Here is a 20,149-nt window from a genome sequence, read left to right as displayed (position 1 = left end):
AGCAACCGTGCAAAGGGGCGCATCCGCGCCCCTTTCTCTTTTGCCCCGGCGCGGTAGCATGGCCCGACCGATCCAAGGAGTCCCCGATGAGCGACGAAGCCACCCAGAAGTACCGCCTGGTCACCCGCAGCGATTTCGACGGCCTGGTCTGCGCCGTGCTGCTGAACGAGATGGGCATCATCGACGACATCAGCTTCGTCCACCCCAAGGACATGCAGGACGGCAAGGTCGCCATCACGGCGCGCGACATCACGACCAATCTGCCCTACGTGCCCGGCGCCCACCTGGTCTTCGACCACCATGAGTCGGAGACGGTGCGCAACACCGGCGAGCGCAAGAACCACATCATCGACCCCAAGGCACCCTCGGCGGCGCGCGTGGTCTACGACTACTACGGCGGCAAGGCCCGTTTCCCCAAGGTCAGCGAGGCCATGATGGCGGCCGTGGACAAGGCCGACTCGGCCCAGTTCAGCCGCGAAGAGATCCTCGACCCCAGCGACTGGGTGCTGCTGAACTACCTGATGGATTCGCGCACCGGCCTGGGCCGCTTCCGCGAGTTCCGCATCAGCAACTACGCGCTGATGATGGACCTGATCAAGTACTGCGCCGACCACGAGATCGACGACATCCTGGCCCTGCCAGACGTGGTGGAGCGGGTCGACCTGTACTTCGAGCACACGGCCAAGGCGCGCGAGCAGATCGAGCGCTGCACCACGGTCCACAAGAACCTGGCGGTGCTGGACCTGCGCGGCGAGGAGACCATCTACGCCTGCAACCGCTTCATGATCTACGCCATGTACCCGGAGACCAATATCTCCATCCACGTGATGTGGGGCTTGCAGAAGCAGAACACGGTGTTCGCCACCGGCAAGTCCATCCTGGACCGCGGCAGCAAGACCAATGTGGGTGCGCTGATGCTCGAGTATGGCGGCGGTGGTCACCAGGCCGCCGGCACCTGCCAGATCGCCAATGACAAGGCCGAGGCCGTGATGGCCGAGCTGATCGCGAAGATCAATCAGGACGGCTGAGCCGTCACCCCTGCGTCGGCGGCGCGCTGGCGCATCTCTTCGGTGGTCTCGCCCGGGCCTTCCGGGTTCCAACCCGGCGGCTTGAAAAGCAGGCCCAGCACGGCCTGCGGGCTGCGCGCCTTGAGCAGGTCGCGGCCCAGCTGAATCCATTGTCCGAACTCGACCTTGAACGGATTGTTCGTGGTGATCGGATGGATCAGGCCATAGCGGCAGGGCAGGTCCTCGCGCTCTTCCACATAGGTGCCGAACAGCCGGTCGAACACGATCAGCACGCCGCCATAGTTGGCGTCCAGGTATTCGAGGTTGGCCGCATGGTGGACCCGGTGGGCCGAGGGCGTGTTCAGCACGTATTCCAGCCATCCCAGCTTGGGGATCCAGGTCGCATGGATCCAGAACTGGTAGAGCAGGTTCAGGGTCAGGGCGGTCAGCACCAGGCGCGTGTCGAAGCCCAGCCAGATCAGCGGCAGCAGGAAGATCACGCCGCCTATCAGCTTGCCGAAGGCGCCTATTCGCAGCGAGGCCATCAGGCACAGCTGGTTGGGCGAATGGTGAACCGCATGGTTGCACCAGAACCAGCGCACCCTGTGGCCCATGCGGTGCAGCCAGTAGTAGCAGAACTCCAGGCCCAGAAAGAGCAGCAGGAAGCTGCCGACGTCATTGACGTGGAGGTCGGTCAGCCGGTGTTCTATGGTCCAGCGCAGCAGCGGCTCGGCCAGGGTGATCGGCAGGAAGATCGTCACCGCGATGCGCAGCGCATAGTCGAAGAACGAGACGCCACAGGCGCGCCAGTCGTAGCCGCCTTTGTGCCAGCTCAGCACCAGGCCCTCGAGCAGCGAAAGGCCCAGCACGGTGGGTGCGGCCACGAAGAGCAGGAATTTCTCTATCGGTGTCACGGTGCCAGGGCGGTGGTTGCGCGATGGGCCGGAGTATCGCCGCCGCTGGCCCGCCAATCTCCCTGGTCTAAACCTGGTGTTGCATACAGTACTGGTAAAACGTACAGTCGCGTCCATCGACCTGCCGTTTCCAGGAGCCGCCATGAAGACCACAGCCGCCGTCCAGTCCTTCTACCGTCCTTCGCCCGTCGCGGCCCGGCTGCGTGCCGCGCTGGCCCGGTTGCGTGACCCGCAGGCCTGGGTCAGCCTGATAGGCCTGCTGACCCTGTCCGGCCTGCTGGGCGGTGCCTTCGACAGTGGCGAGGCCGAAGGGCTGAGGGCGCAGTCGTCGGGGCCGGTCGAGGTCGTGCGCCTGGCCGCTGCCGAGCTGCCGTCGATCTGAATTTGATAGATGAGGGAGGAGGGCCGGCGTGCGCCTCAGGGCCGCGCCGGCATGTCGCGCAGGATGCGCATCATCAGCTCGGCGCCCGGCGAAAGCTGGTGATTCTTGCGGGTGATCAGGCCGTAGGCGTCCATCTTGATGCCCAGCTTGATCGGCAGCTCCACCAGCTGGCCGGCATCGAGCTGGGCCTGCACCAGCGGCGAGGGCAGGGGGCTGATCATGTCGGTGCGCAGCAGCAGCTGGATGATCATCGGCATGGCAGCGGACTCGACGATTTCCGAGGGCAGGTCCAGCCCCTGCGACAGAAAGCAGGCGGTCAGCCGGTCGCGCAGGATGCTGCCGGCCGGCGGCAGTATCCAGCCCTGCGAAACCAGGTCGGCCAGTTGAAGCCTGGTCTTGCCGGCCAACGGATGATCGGCCCGTGCGATCAGGCTGTGCGGCTCGTCGGTCAGGGGCTCGAAGTTCAGCTGGTCGGCGATCTCGGTGTCGAGGACGCGGCCTATGACGATGTCCAGCTCGCCGGAGCGCAGCTTCTGCAACAGCGGCTTGCTGGTGTCCACGCTGACCGAGACCTGGACCTTGGGATGCTCGGCCTTGAGCAAGCGAATCGCCTCGGGCAGCAGGCTGATCGAAGGCGTCGTCACGCTGCCTAGGGCCACGCGGCCGCTGAGGCCCGACAGCAGCTCCATCACCTCCTGGTGCGCCGCGTCCATCTCGGCCAAGGCGGCGCCGGCCCGGCGTATCAGCACCTCGCCATAGCGCGTGGGCTGCACGCCCCGTGGCAATCGCTCGAACAGCGGCACCCCCAGCGCATGCTCCAACTCGCCCAGCAGCTTCGAGGCCGCCGGCTGCGTCAGATTCGCCGCCTGGGCCGCATGCAGGATGGATCTGTGCCGGCCCAGCTCGACCAGCAGCACCAGATGGCGGGTCTTCAGGTGCGAGCGGACAAAACGATTGGCGCGCGGATCGGACATCTAGTCGTGATAGACCTGTGAACGGCCCCCGTCGATGAGGATGTCGGTCGCGTTGATGAAACGCGCCTCGTCGCTGGCCAGGAAGAGTGCAGTGTAGGCAACCTCGTCCGGCTCGCCTATGCGCTTGCAGGGCAGCAGGTCGATCTGGCGTCGGGCTTGTTCCGGCGGCAGCGAGGCAAGCCAGGATTCGACCCGCTCGGCGCGTATCAGGCCCGGCGAGATCGAGTTGACCCGCACGCCGTGGGCCGCGTATTCGATGCCCAGCGAGCGGGTCAGTCCTATCAGCGCATGCTTGGCAACGGGATATGGAAAAGCGCCCGGGATGATCTTGTGGCCATGGACCGAGGCGATGTTGACTATGCTGCCGGCGCCGCGCTCCAGCATGCCCGGCAAGACGGCGCGGGCACAGTTCCAGGCGCCTTCGAGATCCACCGAGAGGCAGCGCTGCCATTGCTCGCTGGTCATCTTCAGCGGATCCGAGAACACGTCCATGCCGGCGTTGTTGACCAGCACGTCGATGCGGCCGAAGCGCGCAATGCCTTGGTCCACCATGCCCTGCACGGCTGCCGCGTCGGCCACATCGGCCTGCACGAACAGCGCGTTCTCGTCACCCAGCAATTCGCGCAGCGCGGCAGCGGCCTCGTCGTCACGGTGGCTGTTGACGATGACTTTCGCGCCTTCGGCCAGGAAGCGGCGCGCGATGGCCTTGCCAATGCCCAGCGTCGATCCGGTGACCAGGGCGACCTTGTCTTGCAGACGTTGGCTCATGAACGACTCTCCCCACGGGTCTTCAGTTGGTCCAGCAGCACGGCCGCCAGCAGGATCAGGCCGCGCATCAGGTATTGGTAGAACGCGTCCACGTTGAGCAGGTTCATCACGTTCTCGACCGTGCCCATGATCAGCACGCCTATGACCACGCCGAAGATGCGCGCCTTGCCGCCCTGCAGCGAGACGCCGCCCAGCACGCAGGCCGAGATCACGTCCAGCTCGAAGCCGGTGGCGGCATTGGGCTGGCCGCTGGTGATGCGCGAGGCCAGTATCAGTCCGGCCATAGCCGTGACCAGGCCCTGCAGCAGGAATATCCAGACCCGCAGCTGCTCCACCTTGACGCCGGCCAGCCGTGCCGCCTCGGGATTGCCGCCTATGGCCAGGGTGTTGCGGCCGAAGACCGTGTGGTTGAGCAGCACGCCGAACACCAGGAAACAGACCGCCGTGACCCAGACCGGCAGCGGCAGGCCCCACAGCAGGCTGTCGCCGAAGCTGATGAAGCCCTCGTCGGCAATGCCCACGGCCTGGCCCTTGGAGACGATGAAGGCCAGGCCGCGCACCATCAGCATGGTGGCCAGCGTGGCGATCAGGGCATTGACCCGCAGGTAGGCGATCAGCACACCGTTGCCCGCGCCAATCAAGGCGCCGGCACCCAGGCCGGCGGCAACGGCCAGCCCGGTCGAGCCCGTGCGCTCCAGCACGATGGCGCCCAGCACGCCGGCAAAGGCGATGGTGGAGCCGACCGAGAGATCGAAGTCGCGCGAGGCCAGGCACAGCATCATGGTGCAGGCCACCATGCCGATCTGGGCCACCGACAGCATCAGGCCGACGATGTTGGCCGAGGAGAAAAAATTCTCCACCGTCAGCGACAGCAGGACGAAGAGCAGGCCGTAGCCCAGCGTCATGCTGTGCTCCTTCAGCCAGGCCCGGGAGCGGTTCGTTTTCATGGCGGAAGTGGCCGGTGGTGATGTCGTTGGGGTCGTGGCGGTGTTCATCGTCAGGCGGTGATTTCGTCGGGCAGGGCCAGGCTGAGCGCGGCGGTTTCGCTCGCCTCGGTCCGCGTCAGCTGTCCGCTGATGCGGCCGTCGCGCATCACGATCAGCCGGTCGGCGATGCCCAGCACCTCGGGCAGCTCGCTGGAGATCACGATCACGCAGCAGCCGCTGGCGGCCACCTCGTGGATCAGGCCGTAGATCTCGTTCTTGGCCCCCACGTCGATGCCGCGGGTCGGTTCGTCCAGGATCAGTACCTTCAGCCCCGGCTCGGCCAGCCAGCGGGCCAGGATGACCTTCTGCTGGTTGCCGCCCGAGAGCAGGCGGATCTCCTGCTCGCGGTTCGGTGTCTTGATGCGCAGCCGGCGTATGAAGGCATCGGCCAGCTCGGCCTCACGGCGGTGGCGCAGGAACAGGCCGCCCGCCAGGCTGTGGCGCCGGCAGCTGATGTTGATGTTCTCGGCCACCGAGCTCTGGGCCAGGATGCCTTGCTCCTTGCGGTCCTCGGGGCACAGCACGATGCCGGCGGCAATCGCTGCCGATGGCCCCGCGGCACTCACCTCGCGACCGTCGAGCAAGACCTGGCCCCCGCTGCGCTTGTCGGCGCCGTAGACCAGGCGCATCAGCTCGCTGCGGCCGGCGCCGACCAGGCCGAAGAAGCCCAGCACCTCGCCGCCGCGCACCTCGAAGGAAAGCGGATGCGGCAGGGCTTCGCTGCGCAACTCCTTGACCTGCAGCCGCGGCGCCGTGACCGGCCGCTCGCGGTAGTCGTAGATGTCCTGCAGCTCGCGGCCCACCATGTCGGCGATCAGGCGTTCGCGCGCGACCTCGGCCATCACGGGATGCGTGGCCACCTTGCGTCCGTCGCGGAAGATGGTGCAGGCGTCGCAGAGCGCGTAGAGCTCCTCCAGCCGGTGCGAGATGTAGATCAGGGTGCGGCCCTCGGCGCGCAGCTGCTTGACCAGGCGGAACAGGATCTCGCTCTCGCGGTGCGAGAGGCTGCTGGTCGGCTCGTCGAAGGCGATGACCTGGGCGTCCTGCATCACGGCCTTGCAGATCTCCACCATCTGGCGCTGGGCGATGGAAAGCTCCGACAGCCGCGCCGCCGGATCCAGGTCCACGCCGATGGCGGCCAGCTTGTCGGCCACCAGGCGACGGGCGGCTGCGTGGTCCACAAAGCCGAATCGCGTTGGCAAGCGGCCCAGCAGCACGTTCTCGGCCACGGTCAGCTCGGCCACGTACTGCAGCTCCTGGTGGATCACGGCGATGCCAGCGGCAATCGCGTCGCCGGCCGAGCCGAAGCGGCGCTCGTCGCCATTCAGCAGCAGGCGCCCGCCATCGGTCTTGTACTGGCCGCCCAGGATCTTCAGGAGCGTGCTCTTGCCCGCGCCGTTCTCGCCCAGGAGACCATGGACCTGGCCGGCCCGCGCCTCGAAGCTGACCCCATCCAGCGCCTTGACGCCGGGGAACAGCTTGCTGACGTTCTCGAACTGCAGGACCGGCGTGGCAGACATCACAGGCCCATCTGCTTGCGGACTTCGGCCTGGTTCTTGCGCGTCATCAGCGTTCCGCTGGTCAGCGTCATCGCCGCCGGGGCCTTGCCCGTCGTGACCCATTCGTAGACGTTCAGGGCGGTCTCGTAGCCATGGCGTCTGGGGCTGATCAAGACGGTGCCGAAGAAGGCCGTGGCCTGGGGCTTGGAGAACTCGTTCAACGCCGTCTGACTGCCGCCTATGCCCACGCCCAGCATCGCGTCCTGCTTGAAGCCACGGCCTTCGCCGGCGCGCACGGCGCCGAGCACGGCCTCGTCGTTCATGCCGAAGGCGACCCAGCGCTTGAACTTGGCGTTCTTGGTAAAGGCGATGTTGGCCGCGTTGAAGGCGCTCTCGGTGTCGGTCTTGGCCTGCGGCGCCTCCACCACATTGGCCAACGGCAGACCGGCGGCCTTGAGCGCGTCCAGCGCGCCCTGGGTGCGTTCACGCGCGGTGGGCAGCTGGTCGTAGGCCACGCGCAGCGCGCCGACCTCGGCCAGGCTCCAGCCGCGGGCCTTGATCTCGTCGGCCAGGCCCTGACCCACCTGCTTGCCGATCTCGTAGGCCGAGATGCCCATGTGGGGAATGTCGGCGATGGGCTTGCCGGCGCCATCGACCAGCTGGTCGTCCACCGACATGACCTTGAGCTGGTGGCGCTTGGCGGCGCGGGCCACGGCCATGCCCAGCTTGACGTCGGGCGCGCAGATCACGAAGCCCTGGACCTTCTGGGCCGCCAGATTGTCGATGGCGGCCATCATCTTCTCGCCGCTGGGAATGCCGATCTTGACGAGGGTGAAGCCCTTTTCCCTGGCGGCCTGTTCGGCGAAACGCCATTCATCCTGGAACCAGGGCTCCTCGGCCTGCTTCACCAAGAAGCCGATCTTGACCGGCTCGGCGGCCAGGCTGATTCCACTCAAGCCCATCAGCAGTGCCAGGCACAGTGCGCGTCTTTGAATCGTCATCTCAGGGTCTCCTTCAATCTTCTGGTTCAGCGCTCAGGCGGCGCTGTCATCGAACAGGGATTCCGGCAGGGCCAGCGAACCGGGCAGGCGCAGGCCGAACAGGCTGCCGGACAGCGGCAGGGCCTGCAGCTGTTCGCGGCTGTTGTCCTGGCGGGCCGTGGTCGTCATCAGCCAGTCGCCGTCCGGTCCGCCCAGGGCCGGGCAACTGGGATTGCGCACCGGCACGCCGTAGCTCGCCATGCGCTGGCCTTGCGGGTCGTAGCGGCAGACCTGGGCGCCGCCCCACTGGGCGTTCCACAGGCAGCCCTCGGCATCGATCACCGAGCCGTCCGGCCAGGCTCCTGGCTCGCTCATCTCGCAGAACAGGCGGATGTTGCCGACCTGGGCGCTCTCGGCCTCGTAGTCGCATTGCAGGATGCGCCGGGTCAGCGTGTCCGTGAAATACAGGGTCTTGCCATCGGGGCTGAAGCAGACGCTGTTGGCAATCGCCACCGCCGGCAGCGCCAGGCGGCGCAGTCCATGCTGGATCGAGTACTGGTAGAAGCTGCCGATGGGTCTTTTCTCGCGCGCCTCGTTCATGGTGCCGAACACGAAGAAGCCGCGCCGGTCGCAGCGGCCATCGTTGACACGGGTGCGCGTCTCGCTGGGGTCCACGGCCACCAGCTGCTGCAGCGCCGGGCTGGCCGTTCCTTCGGCCATCAGGTCAGGCAACTGGGCAATACAGAGACGCTTGGCCAGGCCCAGGATCAGCTGGCCCGAGCGGGTGTGGGCGAAGCAGCCCAGGCGGTCGGGCAGCTTGCAGTTCAGGCTGTTGGCGGCGCCCGGTGTCCAGGCATGGAGCTGGCTGCCCTCGATGTCGGTCCACCACCAGCGGCCGCTGGCCGCATGCCATTGGATGCCTTCGCCCAGCTGGGCGGCCTGGGCAAAAGCCAGGCTCAGTTCGGCGCGGTGGGGCTGTGAGCTTGGGGTCATGGGCTGAGGGCGGGTGCAGACTGGAACTTACCCCGGCCGGGCATGTCGAACCAATCGAGGTTTTGACTGAATCTATCCAGGAATCGCATAGATCAGGGCCGCATTGAAAGCCGGTAGACCGGCAGCAGCCGCAGCCCGCGCAGTTGAGCGATCTGCGGCTGGCCGGCGAAGTCGGGCCTGTGCTCGCGCGGCAGGTAGATAGGTGCATCGGCGCGCAGCGGCAGGATCGACAGGCTCAGCGGCTTGGCCAACTGATCCCTGCTCAAGGCCTTGAGCCCGATCTGCCAGCGCTGGCCGTTGAAGTACCAGTCGTCCAGCATCTCGGTGCCGCCGTAGAGTCGGCCCATGTCTCCGACGATGTCCAGCTCCAGCAGCACTTCGTCCAGGGCCGGGCCCGTCAGCGCATCGCGGCCCAGCTCTAGCTGCCAGCTCGCGGCGGTGCCGAAGGCTTCAGGGATGGGCTGCAAGGCCGCACCAGCATGGCCGCCGCGCTGGATCTTGGGTGCGGGCCGGGCCTCGCGGGTCTGCTGCGCCGAGACCTGACCGGCGAATGCCTGTGCTGTCGCTTCGTAGACCTGGAACAGGCCGTCCTGGTCCACGGCCTTCAGCGGGAGATTGGCCCTGGGCTTTGCAGCGAGGGCCGGGTAGATGGCGAAGCGCAGTCGCGGCTCACCGGTGCTGCGCAGTTCAAGGCCCCCGTTGCCGGTCCACAATTGCTGCTCGCTGAGCAGCAGACGCTTGCGGCCGGCGAACTCGCCCAGCACCAGGCTGCGGCCCTGGGCCGCGCTCAGCACCAGCACGATCACAGGGCGCTGGCCTGGCTTGTTGATCGTCAATGCCGGCGAAGTGCCCGGCTGTATGCCCTTGAACAAGACCTGACCCTGGTCCTCGCTGCGTTGGGTCTGTGGCGCCTGCACATGAGTCGCGTCGGCCGCCGAGAAGGCCAGCTCCACAGGCTGATCGGCCGCGGCCATGAACACATGGACGATGCCCGCCGGGCCTGCGTCGAAGCGGGTCACGACCTGGGCGCTGGCATAGACCAGGCGCGTGCCGTCCAGGTCCAGGTTGATGGGCCAGATGAAGGAGTCGCCGTTCCTGAGCGTGATCGCTTCGCGCGGCAATGTCAGCGTCCCGCCCGGCAGCTTGAGGCTGAAGCGCAGGTCGCGGAACTCCGGCATCGCGTGCTGCCGCACATGGTTGTTGACGAACAGGAAGCCGCTGTCGCCGTGGGAGCGAAGGGCCAGGCGCGGCGTCGTCAGCTCGGTCGGATGAGGCGGCACGGCCTCGGGCTTGCGCACCGTCATCGTGGCGAGCTGCGCGCCGTAGGAGGCCAGGAACAGATGGAAAGGCCGCAGCCGGGTGAGCACCTCGCGCTGCTGGCCGTCCGGACCCAGCGGCGCCTGGAAGTCGTAGTTGATGCGCGGCGTGTCGTTGTAGCCGCCGCTGGCCGTGCTTTCCTCGAGCGAGAAGTCGCCGCGTGGATTGCGCCCGCCGTGAAACATGTAGTAGCCCAGCAGATTGACGCCCGAGCCCAGCTGCACCGGCAGCATGGCGGCGATGTCGTCAGCCGAGACCAGGGTGCGGCGGCGGTACATGGCCGGCAGGCCGACCCCGTACTCGGCGCCGAGGAAAGGCGTCAAGGCGATGTCGGTCTCGGCCGTGCCGCGAGCGCTGGCGGCGGTCTGCGCGCCCAGGTCGCCGGAGACACGGCTGTCAAAGCGGAAGGCGTAGGTCTCCTTCGCCGGCAGCTCGGTCGCCGACTTCGACCAGGGCTCGTCCGGATAGCCGCCGAACACCGGCGTCACCTCGCCGCTGGGATAGACCGCGCCGTCCCAGCCGGTCACCGTATAGAGCGGAACGTCCATGCCGGCCTTGATCGCCAGCTGCTTGAGCGCGGCGATGTGCTCGGCGCCGCGGCCGGGGCCGCTCAGGTTGTATTCGTTCTCCAGCTGGAGGCCCATGACCGGGCCGCCGTCCTTCCAGAGCAGGTCTTTCAGCTGCTGGCCGATCTGGGCATAGAAGCGTTCGACGTGGAGGAGGTACTGGGCGTCATTGCTGCGCGTCGGCATGCTGTTGACCAGCCAGTCCGGAAAACCGCCGAAGCGCACCTCGGCATGCGACCAGGGGCCTATGCGCACCACGGCCTTGAGCCCGGCCTTGGCCGCCAGTTGGACAAAGCGACGCAGGTCGCGGTTGCCCTGCCAATCGAAGTGGCCCTGGTTCAGCTCATGGTGATTCCAGATCACATAGCTGGCGACGATGTCCACGCCTGCCGCCTTCATCTTCAGCAGCTCGGCTTCCCAGCTGGCGGCCGGGCTGCGGCTGTAGTGGAACTCGCCCATCACCGGCAGCCAGGGCTGGTCGTCAAGGCTCAGGTAGCGGCTGTTGACTGCCAGCCGCTGACCGTTCGGTGCCACGGCCGTGCCCAGCTTCAGATGGCCGGTGCTCGGTGCGGCGACCGGCGCGCTGGCGTCTATCAGCAGCAGGCGCTCCTCGGCCCGGGCGCACAGTGCGGCCGTCAGGCAGGCTAGCGCCAGCAGGGTTTTGATCATCACGGCCTGTCAGCCGCGCCAGGCGCTGACGAAGGCCCGCGCCCGCTCGGCCACCTGGGTTGCCGTCATGCCAGGCGCATAGAGAGCACCACCCAGGCCGAAGCCGGAAGCGCCGGCCTGGCGATAGGGCGCCATGCCTTCCGGCGTGATGCCGCCGACCGGCAAGAGCCGCAGATCACGCGGCAGCACGGCCCGCATGGCCTTGACCACCTGGGGCGTCAGCAACTCGGCCGGGAACAGCTTGACGGCATCGGCCCCGGCCTCCACGCAGGCGAAGGCCTCGGTGGGCGTGGCCGCGCCGGGCACGCAGAGCAGGCCCTGGGCCTTCACGTGGCGGACCACGCGAACATCGGCATGCGGCATCACGACCAGCTGGCCGCCGGCATCGCGGACCTGGTCGGCCGCGGTCATGCTCAGCACGGTGCCGGCGCCCATCACCGCATCCGCCGGCAGGCGGCGGGCCAATCGCGCAATCGAGTCCAAGGCCTGGGGCGAATTCAGCGGCACCTCGATCAGGCGGAAGCCGCTCTCGTACAGGCCGGTGGCGATGGCCTCGACCTCATCGGGCCGGACGCCGCGCAGGATGGCGACCAGGGGCAGGGCGGCGAAGGCCGCATCGAAACGATCGGTGATGCCGCTCATGGCGAGACTTCCTCGGTCAGCAATGCCAGCGCGGCCAGGCCGGCCGCCGCGGTATTGGGCAACTGCTCGACCGAGCCCAGGCCGAACAGGTCCAACGCCTTGGCATAGCGCTGGCAAAGCGCGGCTTCGCCAATCAGCAGCAGCGGCGCGCGGGCAAGAAAAGAGGACTGCTCGCGCCAGCGCAATCCGGCGCGCAGCTCGTGGCCGATGAGCAGACCCGAAAGATAGTCCGGCAGGGCGCTCGCGGCCAAGCGGCCGGTCAGGCCCAGCGTGCGGACCGAGAACAGTTGATGGCTTAGGCCCTCTTCACCGTGGTCGCGCGCCGCGCGCACGCCTTCGGCAAAGGCCGGCAGATCGTCCGTGGCCTCGTCAGCCATCAGCCTGCCCAACACCGAATGCTTGCGCAGCACGGCGAACAACTCGCCGGTCATCTGCGTGGCAAAGACCTGGACGGCGCCGCCTTGCACCTGGGCCCATTTGGAATGGGTGCCCGGCATGACGATGCAGGCGCCCTCGGCCAACTCGGGCCGCAGCGCGACGGCGCCCAGCACCTGGGTTTCCTCGCCGCGCATCACATCGGGCGTGCCGGCATCGCAGCGCAGGCCGGGCAGCAGGCGCACGGGCCGGCCGCGCCAGTCAACGGCCAATGCACCAGCGGCCAGTTGAGCCGCATCGGCCGGGCAGGCCGCATAGGGCACCTCGCGCCAGCCATGGGCGCTGCCCACCATGCCGCAAGCGAGGACCGGCACACCGGTGCCGTGCCAATCGCCTATCAACTCATCCAGCGAGGCGACGAAGGCATCGGCGCCACCGTGCAAGCTGGAGGCGCCGGCCGCCGATTGGCGTTGGCGCAAGACCTGGCCCTGGCCATCGATCAGCATGGCCCGCAGGCTGCTGCTGCCCCAGTCCAGGCCTATCAGCGCGGTCTCGCGCGGGAAACTGCTGTCCTCGACGCTCATCACCACTCCGCCACGCTGCCATCGGCATGGCGCCACAGGGGGTTGCGCCAGTCGGGCGCGTTCTGGCTGGCAGCGATCACCTTGTCTTCATCGACGACCACGCCCAGGCCCGGCTTGGGCAGGGGCTGGATGTAGCCGTCGGTGATGCGGAAGTCTTCCTTGTTCAGCACATAGTCCAGCAGCTCGCCGCCCTGGTTGTAGTGGATGCCCATGCTCTGCTCCTGCAGCACGGCGTTGTGCGAGACGAAGTCCACTTGCAGGCAGGCGGCCAGGGCGATGGGGCCCAGCGGGCAATGCGGGGCCAGGGCCACGTCATAGGCCTCGGCCATGCCGGCGATCTTCAGGCATTCGGTGATGCCACCGGCATGCGAGAGGTCGGGCTGGACGATGGCCAGGCCGCCGGCCTGGAACACCCGCTTGAACTCGAAGCGCGAATACATGCGCTCGCCGGCCGCCAGCGGAATGCTGGTGTGCTCGGCCAAGCGGGCATAGGTCTCGTCCTGCTCGGCCAGCACCGGCTCCTCGACGAATAGCGGCCGGTACGGCTCCAGTGCGCGCAGCAGGGGCTTGGCCATGGGCGCGCCTATGCGGCCATGGAAGTCGATGCCGAACTCGATCTCGTTGCCGAAGGCGGCGCGGATCTCGGCGATGCGTTCGACTGCCGCATCGACCTTCTTCGCGCTGTCGATCAGACCCATCTCCTCGCTGCCATTCATCTTGAAGGTGTCGAAGCCGCCTTCGCGTAGCCGCTGGATGTCGCGGATCACGTCGGCCGGCCGGTCGCCGCCGACCCAGGAATAGACCTTCATGCGATCGCGCACCAAGCCGCCCAGCAGCTCGTAGACCGGCGCGCCCAGCAGCTTGCCCTTGATGTCCCACAGGGCCTGGTCGATCCCGGCGATGGCGCTCATCAGGATGGCGCCGCCGCGGTAGAAACCGCCGCGGTACATGACCTGCCAGAGGTCGTTGATGCGGCTCGGGTCCTGGCCTATCAGATAGCGCTCGAACTCATGCACCGCGGCCTCGACCGTGCGGGCCTTGCCCTCGATCACGGGCTCGCCCCAGCCGGTGATGCCGGCGTCGGTCTCCATCTTCAGGAACATCCAGCGCGGGGCCAGGCGGTAGGTGGTGAGCTTGGTGATCTTCATGGGCATCGCAGCGTTGACGCCGCCAGCTTAGGCCGCCGACCTAGGCTGGAAATATGCCTTGTTTGCGCTCTCCTATCTCGTCTTTGGATAGCTGGACGCCCGGGCCCAGGCGCTCAGGCCGAGAAGGCCAGCTTGGGCCTGGCGCAATAGATCGTGCTGCGGTTCTTGCCGCTCTTCTTGGATTCGTACATCGCTTCATCGGCCTCGCTCAGGGCCTGGCGAATGCTCTCGGTACAGGCGCTGATGCCGACGCTGGCGCCGATACCGAGACCGATCTGGGCGATCTTGTCGACGATGCGTCCGGCAATCTTGTTGGCCACAGCCAGCGACAGCTCAGCGGGAACGTCCAGGCAGATGGCGAATTCATCGCCACCCAGCCGGCCGGCAACATCGGTGTCCCGCAACTCCGCGCGCAAGATCTCCGCGACGCGGACCAGCACCTCGTTGCCCCGATCATGGCCGTACTGGTCGTTGACCTCCTTGAACCCGTCGAGGTCGATGAACAAGGTGGCAAAGCCCGACGGCGCCCGGGTGCAGGCAGCCAGCAGCGTCTCGGCGCGTTCCGTGAACAGGGACCTTCCCGGGAGCTGGGTCAGCGGATCGTGGCGGCTTCGGTCGACCTGCACCGCGAGGTCGGCATTTTCTTCAGTGAGCTTGTCGACGGCACTGGCGGCACGCACGTAGGAGCGCTTCACCTCCTGCAGATAGACCAGCGGAACCACGAAGGCCGAGATCAGCGCGCCCAGGCGCCCGGCGTACCAGCCGACCGACAGCCGGGTCGTGCCAAGCATGGTGATCGCGTTGTCGCACAGCAAGGCGACCAGCGACAGGCCCAGCCAGATGTGCAGGACCTTCTTGAATCCGCTGACCAGCCACAGGGCGCCCAGCGCGATCAGCAGCAGCACCTGCAGTCCCGGCGCCAGGCCGGAGCTGTTGATGCCGCTGAAGTCTCCCTTGATGTCCATCACCGGCAGCAGGTCGTGGAAGCTGGTGACCAGCAGCCCGGTCGCAAACAGGGCCGTTGCCGTGATTGCGAAGCTGCCGAGCAGGGCAAGCTCGTGCCGGATCGTCGCTGCGCCGGGCTTGCGCAGCTCTCCATAAGCAAACAGCAGGATGCCCAGGGCCGGTCCGGCATGCCAGAAGAACCACAGCCAGATCATGGTCTGCGACCCGCCGATCAGCGGCCCGGATTCGGCGAAGGCGCCAGGGAAGGCCATCAGCTGCAGGACCAGCACGCCTGCCGTGAAGAAGCTGCCTGCGCTCAGATGCAGCAGCGACCGTGTCCGCGTGGCCTGGTAAAGGCCCATCATCAAGTAACCCGTCGTCAGGTACGAAAGGATGACGGCCGTCTGGTAGGACGGGAAGAAGGCCTGGAACTTCGGCAACTGCACGCCGGCGAAGGGCGCCAGTGCCAGCGTTGCCAATACAAGCACCAGGGCGATGTTGAAGGCTCGCCGCCGCTGGGCATCGCTGGCCTTGCGCGTGGCGGGGGAGCGGTCGTCCTCGACGGCCTGCTGGATCTGACGATCCGAGGATCTGCGGCTCTTCTGTGCTGCCATGGCCATTCCGTTCATTCCGTGTCCGAAACCTGCGCGCTGCTGCGACATTGCCGGCGGCTCCTCGGGACTGGCCCGAGCGCAAGGATTCGATCCCAACTTTCACAAGTTGAGTGCCTACCTGAACGGCTAACCATTCCACTCGCGTCGCGTGCTTTCGGGGGCCTGGCCCAACGCCCAGCCCGAGCACGTCTGGTCGGAAGAATTCTAGGCCGGCCCCAGACGGGTTCCCATCGGATTCCATCAAATAGTTCTCGGCCATATCAGGGTTCTGCGGCGACCGCTTGGCGTCATCCGGATCAGGGCTCTCCCGCAGAGCTGGAAGCGCTGCCGCTGCTACGCTCGCCGCAACTCAGAAAGACCAGGAGACGCAACTTGCAGCAAAGCGCCTTGTCCACCATCGGCCTGCCCCTGGCCCTGGCCATCATCATGCTGGGCCTGGGCCTGCATCTGCGGCTCGACGACTTTCGCCGCATCCTCAAACAGCCCAAGGCCATGCTGGTGGGCCTGGCCTGCCAGGCTTTGCTGCTGCCGGCCCTGTGCCTTGGGCTCAGCAAGCTCTGGGGCCTGCCGGGCAGCCTGGCCGTGGGCATGATGCTGCTGGCCGCCTCGCCGGGCGGTATCACGGCCAATCTGTATTCGCATTTGTTCAAGGGCGACGTGGCGCTGAACATCTCGCTGACCGCGATCAACAGCGTCACGGCCATCGTCAGCATTCCGCTGATCGTCAATTTCTCCCTGCTGCACTTCATGGGCAACCAGCAGGTGATTCCGCTGCAGTTCCAGAAGACGCTGGAGGTGATGCTGCTGATCCTGTTGCCGGTGGGCCTCGGTATGTTGGTGCACGCCAGGTTCCCGGCCTTCGCCCAGCGCATGGACAAGCCGGTCAAGATCGCCTCGGCCCTGGTCCTGGTGCTGATGATCCTGCTGATACTGCAGCGCGAATGGGCCCTGGTCGTGGCCAACTTCCAGCAGGTCGGCTCGGCCGCCCTGGTGTTCAATCTGGCCAGCCTGCTGGTGGGCTATGGCGCCGGTCAGCTGGCGCGGCTGAGCGAAGGCCAGAGCCGCGCCATCGCCTTCGAGATCGGCATCCACAACGGCACGCTGGCCATCTACCTGGCCCTGGCCGTGCTGAACGACGGCGGCATGGCCATACCGGCGGCGATCTACAGCCTGCTGATGTTCTGCACCGCCGCGCTGTTCGGCTTCTGGGTGGCGCGCAAGGGCTAGGGCCACTCAGGAGGCCAGCGCGCCGGCAAAGCAAGCGTAGCTCGTGGCATGGGGCGTGTGGCTTGGCCTTGGTGGTCTGTCCGCGTTGCACCCTGGTTCATCGAATGGGATGACGCGTGTGGCTTGAATGCCTAGTCCAACTCCATCCGAGTCTCCGGCCTGCAAGCTGCGTCGCCGTCGAGCAACGCAAATCGTCTGCGTTGTGGATGCATGTTCGCGGAGTGCTCAACACACTTGCGACCCTTATCGTTTTGCTAGGCGCAAAGCCGTGGGAGTTGCAGGATGGCCATACCAACTTTGGAGTTCTTCTCGTCCGACTGGTTGCAAGTTGCCGAGGGGATTCAGGTCGTAGAGCTTCGCATCGTTGCGAATCCACCAGTGGCCGCAGGGGTCGGCATCGTTGTCTTTGCGCGGAAGACGCCGCCAGCATCCAACCCACAGGCACCCTTCGGGAAGGTGGGAAATCCGGCTGTCATTGACAACCTGCCCAACACGCCGGCTGGCGCAGCCTTCCAGCTGGCAGTGCAGCGGGGATGCGACTACGTCATCCGATTCCAGGGTGAGGCGCACCTGCTGATGCCAGGCTTCCAGTCGGTGACTTGCGGCTTTATCTTCTCTCACGCCCAAGCCGTACTTGAGAACTTCGGTGGGGCCAAGACCGCCGCCAACGCCAGGGCTGCTGCGCTCAACGGGCAGACATTCTTCAGAACGCTGTGAGGAGCCACACATGCTGACACCTCAAATGAACTGCCGTCATGCCGTTGGCGTCATCGCATTGCTTCCGACTCTGGCCGTCGCGCAGTCGTCGTCGCTGGCGGATTTGATCAAGAGCGCCACCGTGCCCATGCCCATGTCGACGTCGCCGGCCAGCTTCCTGCTGGGCAACTCGGGCGAAAACGTTCCGCGACTGACCTCGTTCAGGGACTTCACTACGCAGGTAAGCAGGGCCTACGACGACAAGGGCAAGCTGGCAACGGCAGTTGCCGCCGAAGTCGCCCCCGGGCTTGCCATGGGGACAATGACATGGAGCGACATCGTCAACAGTCCCGCCCAGCGGATTTGGTCGCGAACCATGGTCTCGTTCGCATCCAAGGTCGGTACCGACAAGGAAGGGCCTCAGACATCTGTGGGAGTCCAGTCGATCTTCTGGGCCCCGGCGATGGACGACGCCCTCGCCAGCTTTCCCAAGACCTGCATGGATATCAGCAAGTCGGTTTCCGAAATTCCACCTGTGATCGACCCGGCCACTGGAAAACCGAAGCCAGTCGACATAGCAGCAGAGACGAAGAAGGCCGCAGAGGCCTGCCAGAAGAAGATCGACGGGAAGCTGACCAAGTGGAACCAGCCCATGGTCGCGGCGGGTGCGGGTCGTACCTTTGCCAGCACACCCGAAGCTGGCAAGCCTGCCGCCAAGGACAGGTCGTCGTACTGGCTGACGGCGGCCTACGGGGCAGACTTTGCTTACAAGGATGAGGCACCATTGGAAACCCGAAATGGCTTCTTGCTAACGGCTCATTTCCGCGCCACTACCAAGGTTCCGGTGACTGCAAGCAATGGCACAAGTGCCGAGGCGAAGCAGCGGCTGCAGGGCGTGAATATTCGGGTCGGGAATGCGGTTCTGGCAGGAATTCTCGAGTACTCGACCACTTCGAGTCGAGCCTCCGGTTTTGCCTTCGTTGATCGGAAACGCGGCGTCTTGGGTCTGGAGTACAAGCCCTTCGTCAAGGAGGACGTGTACTTCACCTTGGGAGTGGCCAGAGATACGGGACTGCCAGCGGCCCAGCAACAGCTGTTGGCAAAACTTCATTGGGGCTTTGGCAAGAGCCCGACCTTGCTAGCGAAGTAGTCGACGACCCAGGGATTCCCGCTGACGGCCCAAGTTGTTCCGGCCGGCCGCTTGCGTGGTTCAGGGTCTCAGCCAGCCTGCAAACGGCGCGCCCGGCAGCTGCCGGAGCCCGTCCACCACGCGCTCGGCATTGAACCTCGCGCCCGCGTCGTTGGTATGGGTGCGCGCATCCGAGAAGAAACCGGCCACCTGGTCGGCGCCCAGGCGGCGGTAGCCCTCGGTGACCAGCATGGTCAGGTCTATGAAGGGCACGCCGGCTTCCTTGGCGACCTGGGCGCCCCAGGCGGCGAAGTTCTCGAAGTCGCGGCCTTCCTGCCAGCGGTCCTTGTGTGGGATCGGCGAAAGCACGATGGGCGTGGCGCCGCGCGCCTTGGCGTCCGCGATGTAGCGCGCCAGGTACCAGCCGAAGGTGTGGACCTGCTCGCGGCTGCCATCGGGCTTGAGGTCCTCGACCACCTCGGGACCGATGCCGGCGCCCGAGGCGCGGCCCTTCATCGCCGGGTCGCCTATGCGGCCGCCGTCGTTGTGGCCGAACTGGATCAACACATGGTCGCCGGCCTTGAGCTGGGCGGCCACGGCCTCCCAGCGGCCCTCGGTCAAGAAGGTGCGGCTGCTGCGGCCGCCAATGGCGCGGTTGACCACGTTGAGCTTCTTCTCGTCAAAGAAGGCGGCGATCTTCTCGCCCCAGCCCCAGGCGCCACCCTGGCCGGCGCTGCGCACCGTGGAGTCGCCGATGATGAAAAGGGTGGGCAGCTGCGCGTCGCGCACCTCGTCGCGGGCCAGCTTGCTGGCATCGACGACCGGCCGGTCGTCGTCCTTGGCCACGAAGAAGCGTGGATCCAGCAGCTTCTGGTTGCGCAGCTCGCGGGCCACGATCTCGGCCGTGGCCTGGGCGCCGGCCCAGTTGGTGTGGGTGTGCTCTTCGGGCGTGACCTGCGGGAACAGCTTCATCACCGCTTCTCGGCCCAACTCGTCGTAGCGGCGCGCCACCAGCTCGTTGAGGTCGATGAAGCCGACCTTCTGCTGGCGCGCCACCTCGGCCGCCCAGCCGCCATAGCTGTCGGCCGCGCGGGCGATGCGGCCTTGCTCGTCCCAGCGCTTGCGCGGCACCGGCGAGCAGAGCACCGGCGTGGCGCCCAGCGCGCGGATCTCGCCGACGTAGCGGCGCAGGTAGGCGCCATAGCTGAAAACCACCTCCTTCTGGCCGGTCATCAGATTGTCGATTTCCTGGCTCTCTTCGCCCGTGCCCTTGATCGTGCCGCGGGCCCGGGTGTTGTCGTTGATCGCCGTGGCGTCGTTGTGGCCGAACTGGATCAGCACGGTGTCGCCCCGCTTGATGAAGGCCTTGCTGCGCTCCCAATGGCCGCCGGTGATGTAGGTGCGGCTGGACAGGCCGCCGATGGCGCGATTGACCACGTTGATGCGGTTGGCATCGAACAGCGCCGCGATCGGATTGCCCCAGCCCCATTGGCCGACTGGACCCAGGCCCTGGCCGTCGTCCTTGCCGTTGCGCACCGTCGAATCGCCGATGAAGAACAGCGTGGGCAGATCGGCGCGGGCCGGCTCGGGCAGGTTGACCTGGGCGGTGCGAGGATCGGTGTTCACCGCGGCCGGCAAGGGCTGGGCAACAGCGCCCAGCAGGGGCAGGAGGGCGAGCAGCGGAGCAAGAAAGCGCTTCATGGTGTTCAAGGCTTTGGACCTGCGGCGGATGCT

The 20,149-nt window shown here is 66.5% G+C and carries 18 protein-coding genes; 5 read left to right on the top strand and 13 right to left on the bottom strand.

Annotated features, from left to right (window positions below; all coding sequences use genetic code 11):
• The first annotated feature begins 86 nt into the window (after window positions 1-86).
• Window positions 87-1,028 carry a DHH family phosphoesterase gene (locus QT382_RS04285; protein ID WP_289252807.1) on the top strand — a complete coding sequence of 314 codons (942 nt, stop codon included), beginning with the start codon at window positions 87-89 and terminating at the stop codon, window positions 1,026-1,028.
• Here the strand turns inward: QT382_RS04285 and QT382_RS04280 are convergent.
• Complete coding sequence (locus QT382_RS04280) at window positions 1,016-1,921, bottom strand: sterol desaturase family protein (RefSeq protein WP_289252806.1); 906 nt, start codon at window positions 1,919-1,921, stop codon at window positions 1,016-1,018. The two genes, QT382_RS04285 and QT382_RS04280, sit on opposite strands and share 13 nt — an antisense overlap.
• A gap of 142 nt (window positions 1,922-2,063) precedes the next feature.
• On the opposite strand from QT382_RS04280, the gene QT382_RS04275 reads away from it, so the two are divergent.
• Window positions 2,064-2,303, top strand: coding sequence for a hypothetical protein (locus QT382_RS04275; RefSeq protein ID WP_289252805.1), 240 nt, complete (start codon window positions 2,064-2,066; stop codon window positions 2,301-2,303).
• 35 nt (window positions 2,304-2,338) lie between these two features.
• On the opposite strand, the gene QT382_RS04270 is transcribed toward QT382_RS04275, so the two are convergent.
• From QT382_RS04270 to QT382_RS04220, 11 genes are all read right to left on the bottom strand, one after another.
• Entirely contained in the window at window positions 2,339-3,277 is a 939-nt protein-coding gene (locus tag QT382_RS04270) for a LysR substrate-binding domain-containing protein (RefSeq protein ID WP_289252804.1), read from the bottom strand.
• Window positions 3,278-4,045, bottom strand: a complete 768-nt coding sequence (locus QT382_RS04265) for an SDR family oxidoreductase (RefSeq protein ID WP_289252803.1) — start codon at window positions 4,043-4,045, stop codon at window positions 3,278-3,280.
• A complete protein-coding gene (araH, locus tag QT382_RS04260; protein ID WP_289252802.1) occupies window positions 4,042-5,040 on the bottom strand; it encodes an L-arabinose ABC transporter permease AraH in 999 nt (332 codons plus the stop codon). Before araH ends, QT382_RS04265 begins: the two co-directional genes overlap by 4 nt.
• Before the next feature lie 2 nt (window positions 5,041-5,042).
• Window positions 5,043-6,551 carry an L-arabinose ABC transporter ATP-binding protein AraG gene (araG, locus tag QT382_RS04255; protein WP_289252801.1) on the bottom strand — a complete coding sequence of 503 codons (1,509 nt, stop codon included), beginning with the start codon at window positions 6,549-6,551 and terminating at the stop codon, window positions 5,043-5,045.
• Window positions 6,551-7,531: an arabinose ABC transporter substrate-binding protein gene (locus QT382_RS04250; protein ID WP_289252800.1), complete on the bottom strand. Its 981-nt coding sequence runs from the start codon at window positions 7,529-7,531 to the stop codon at window positions 6,551-6,553. Before QT382_RS04250 ends, araG begins: the two co-directional genes overlap by 1 nt.
• 33 nt (window positions 7,532-7,564) lie before the next feature.
• Window positions 7,565-8,503, bottom strand: a complete 939-nt coding sequence (locus QT382_RS04245) for an SMP-30/gluconolactonase/LRE family protein (RefSeq protein WP_289252799.1) — start codon at window positions 8,501-8,503, stop codon at window positions 7,565-7,567.
• 92 nt (window positions 8,504-8,595) lie between these two features.
• The gene (locus QT382_RS04240) at window positions 8,596-11,055 is read right to left on the bottom strand and encodes a beta-galactosidase (protein WP_289252798.1); all 2,460 of its coding nucleotides are present in this window, start codon (window positions 11,053-11,055) and stop codon (window positions 8,596-8,598) included.
• A 9-nt stretch (window positions 11,056-11,064) separates the two neighbouring features.
• Window positions 11,065-11,697 (bottom strand): 2-dehydro-3-deoxy-6-phosphogalactonate aldolase, encoded by a 633-nt coding sequence (locus QT382_RS04235; RefSeq protein ID WP_289252797.1) that lies wholly within the window; start codon window positions 11,695-11,697, stop codon window positions 11,065-11,067.
• Window positions 11,694-12,656, bottom strand: a complete 963-nt coding sequence (locus tag QT382_RS04230) for a 2-dehydro-3-deoxygalactonokinase (RefSeq protein ID WP_289252796.1) — start codon at window positions 12,654-12,656, stop codon at window positions 11,694-11,696. Before QT382_RS04230 ends, QT382_RS04235 begins: the two co-directional genes overlap by 4 nt.
• A complete protein-coding gene (gene dgoD, locus QT382_RS04225) occupies window positions 12,656-13,804 on the bottom strand; it encodes a galactonate dehydratase (protein WP_289252795.1) in 1,149 nt (382 codons plus the stop codon). Before dgoD ends, QT382_RS04230 begins: the two co-directional genes overlap by 1 nt.
• A gap of 113 nt (window positions 13,805-13,917) precedes the next feature.
• The gene (locus QT382_RS04220) at window positions 13,918-15,363 is read right to left on the bottom strand and encodes a GGDEF domain-containing protein (RefSeq protein ID WP_289252794.1); all 1,446 of its coding nucleotides are present in this window, start codon (window positions 15,361-15,363) and stop codon (window positions 13,918-13,920) included.
• Window positions 15,364-15,735: 372 nt separating this feature from the next.
• Between QT382_RS04220 and QT382_RS04215 the strand changes: the two genes are divergently transcribed.
• The 3 genes from QT382_RS04215 to QT382_RS04205 all read left to right on the top strand — a co-directional run bounded on the left by QT382_RS04215 (window position 15,736) and on the right by QT382_RS04205 (window position 18,436).
• Entirely contained in the window at window positions 15,736-16,590 is an 855-nt protein-coding gene (locus QT382_RS04215) for a bile acid:sodium symporter family protein (RefSeq protein WP_289252793.1), read from the top strand.
• Between the two features lie 282 nt (window positions 16,591-16,872).
• On the top strand, window positions 16,873-17,307 hold the full coding sequence (locus QT382_RS04210) for a hypothetical protein (protein WP_289252792.1): 435 nt from the start codon (window positions 16,873-16,875) through the stop codon (window positions 17,305-17,307).
• Between the two features lie 10 nt (window positions 17,308-17,317).
• On the top strand, window positions 17,318-18,436 hold the full coding sequence (locus QT382_RS04205) for a hypothetical protein (RefSeq protein WP_289252791.1): 1,119 nt from the start codon (window positions 17,318-17,320) through the stop codon (window positions 18,434-18,436).
• A 60-nt stretch (window positions 18,437-18,496) separates the two neighbouring features.
• Here the strand turns inward: QT382_RS04205 and QT382_RS04200 are convergent, their stop codons facing one another.
• Complete coding sequence (locus QT382_RS04200) at window positions 18,497-20,116, bottom strand: rhamnogalacturonan acetylesterase (protein WP_289252790.1); 1,620 nt, start codon at window positions 20,114-20,116, stop codon at window positions 18,497-18,499.
• Window positions 20,117-20,149 lie beyond the last annotated feature (33 nt).

It is taken from the genome of Pelomonas sp. SE-A7 (genome assembly GCF_030345705.1).
Taxonomy (GTDB): Bacteria; Pseudomonadota; Gammaproteobacteria; order Burkholderiales; family Burkholderiaceae_C; genus JAUASW01.
This window is presented reverse-complemented; position numbering and strand designations above follow the sequence as displayed.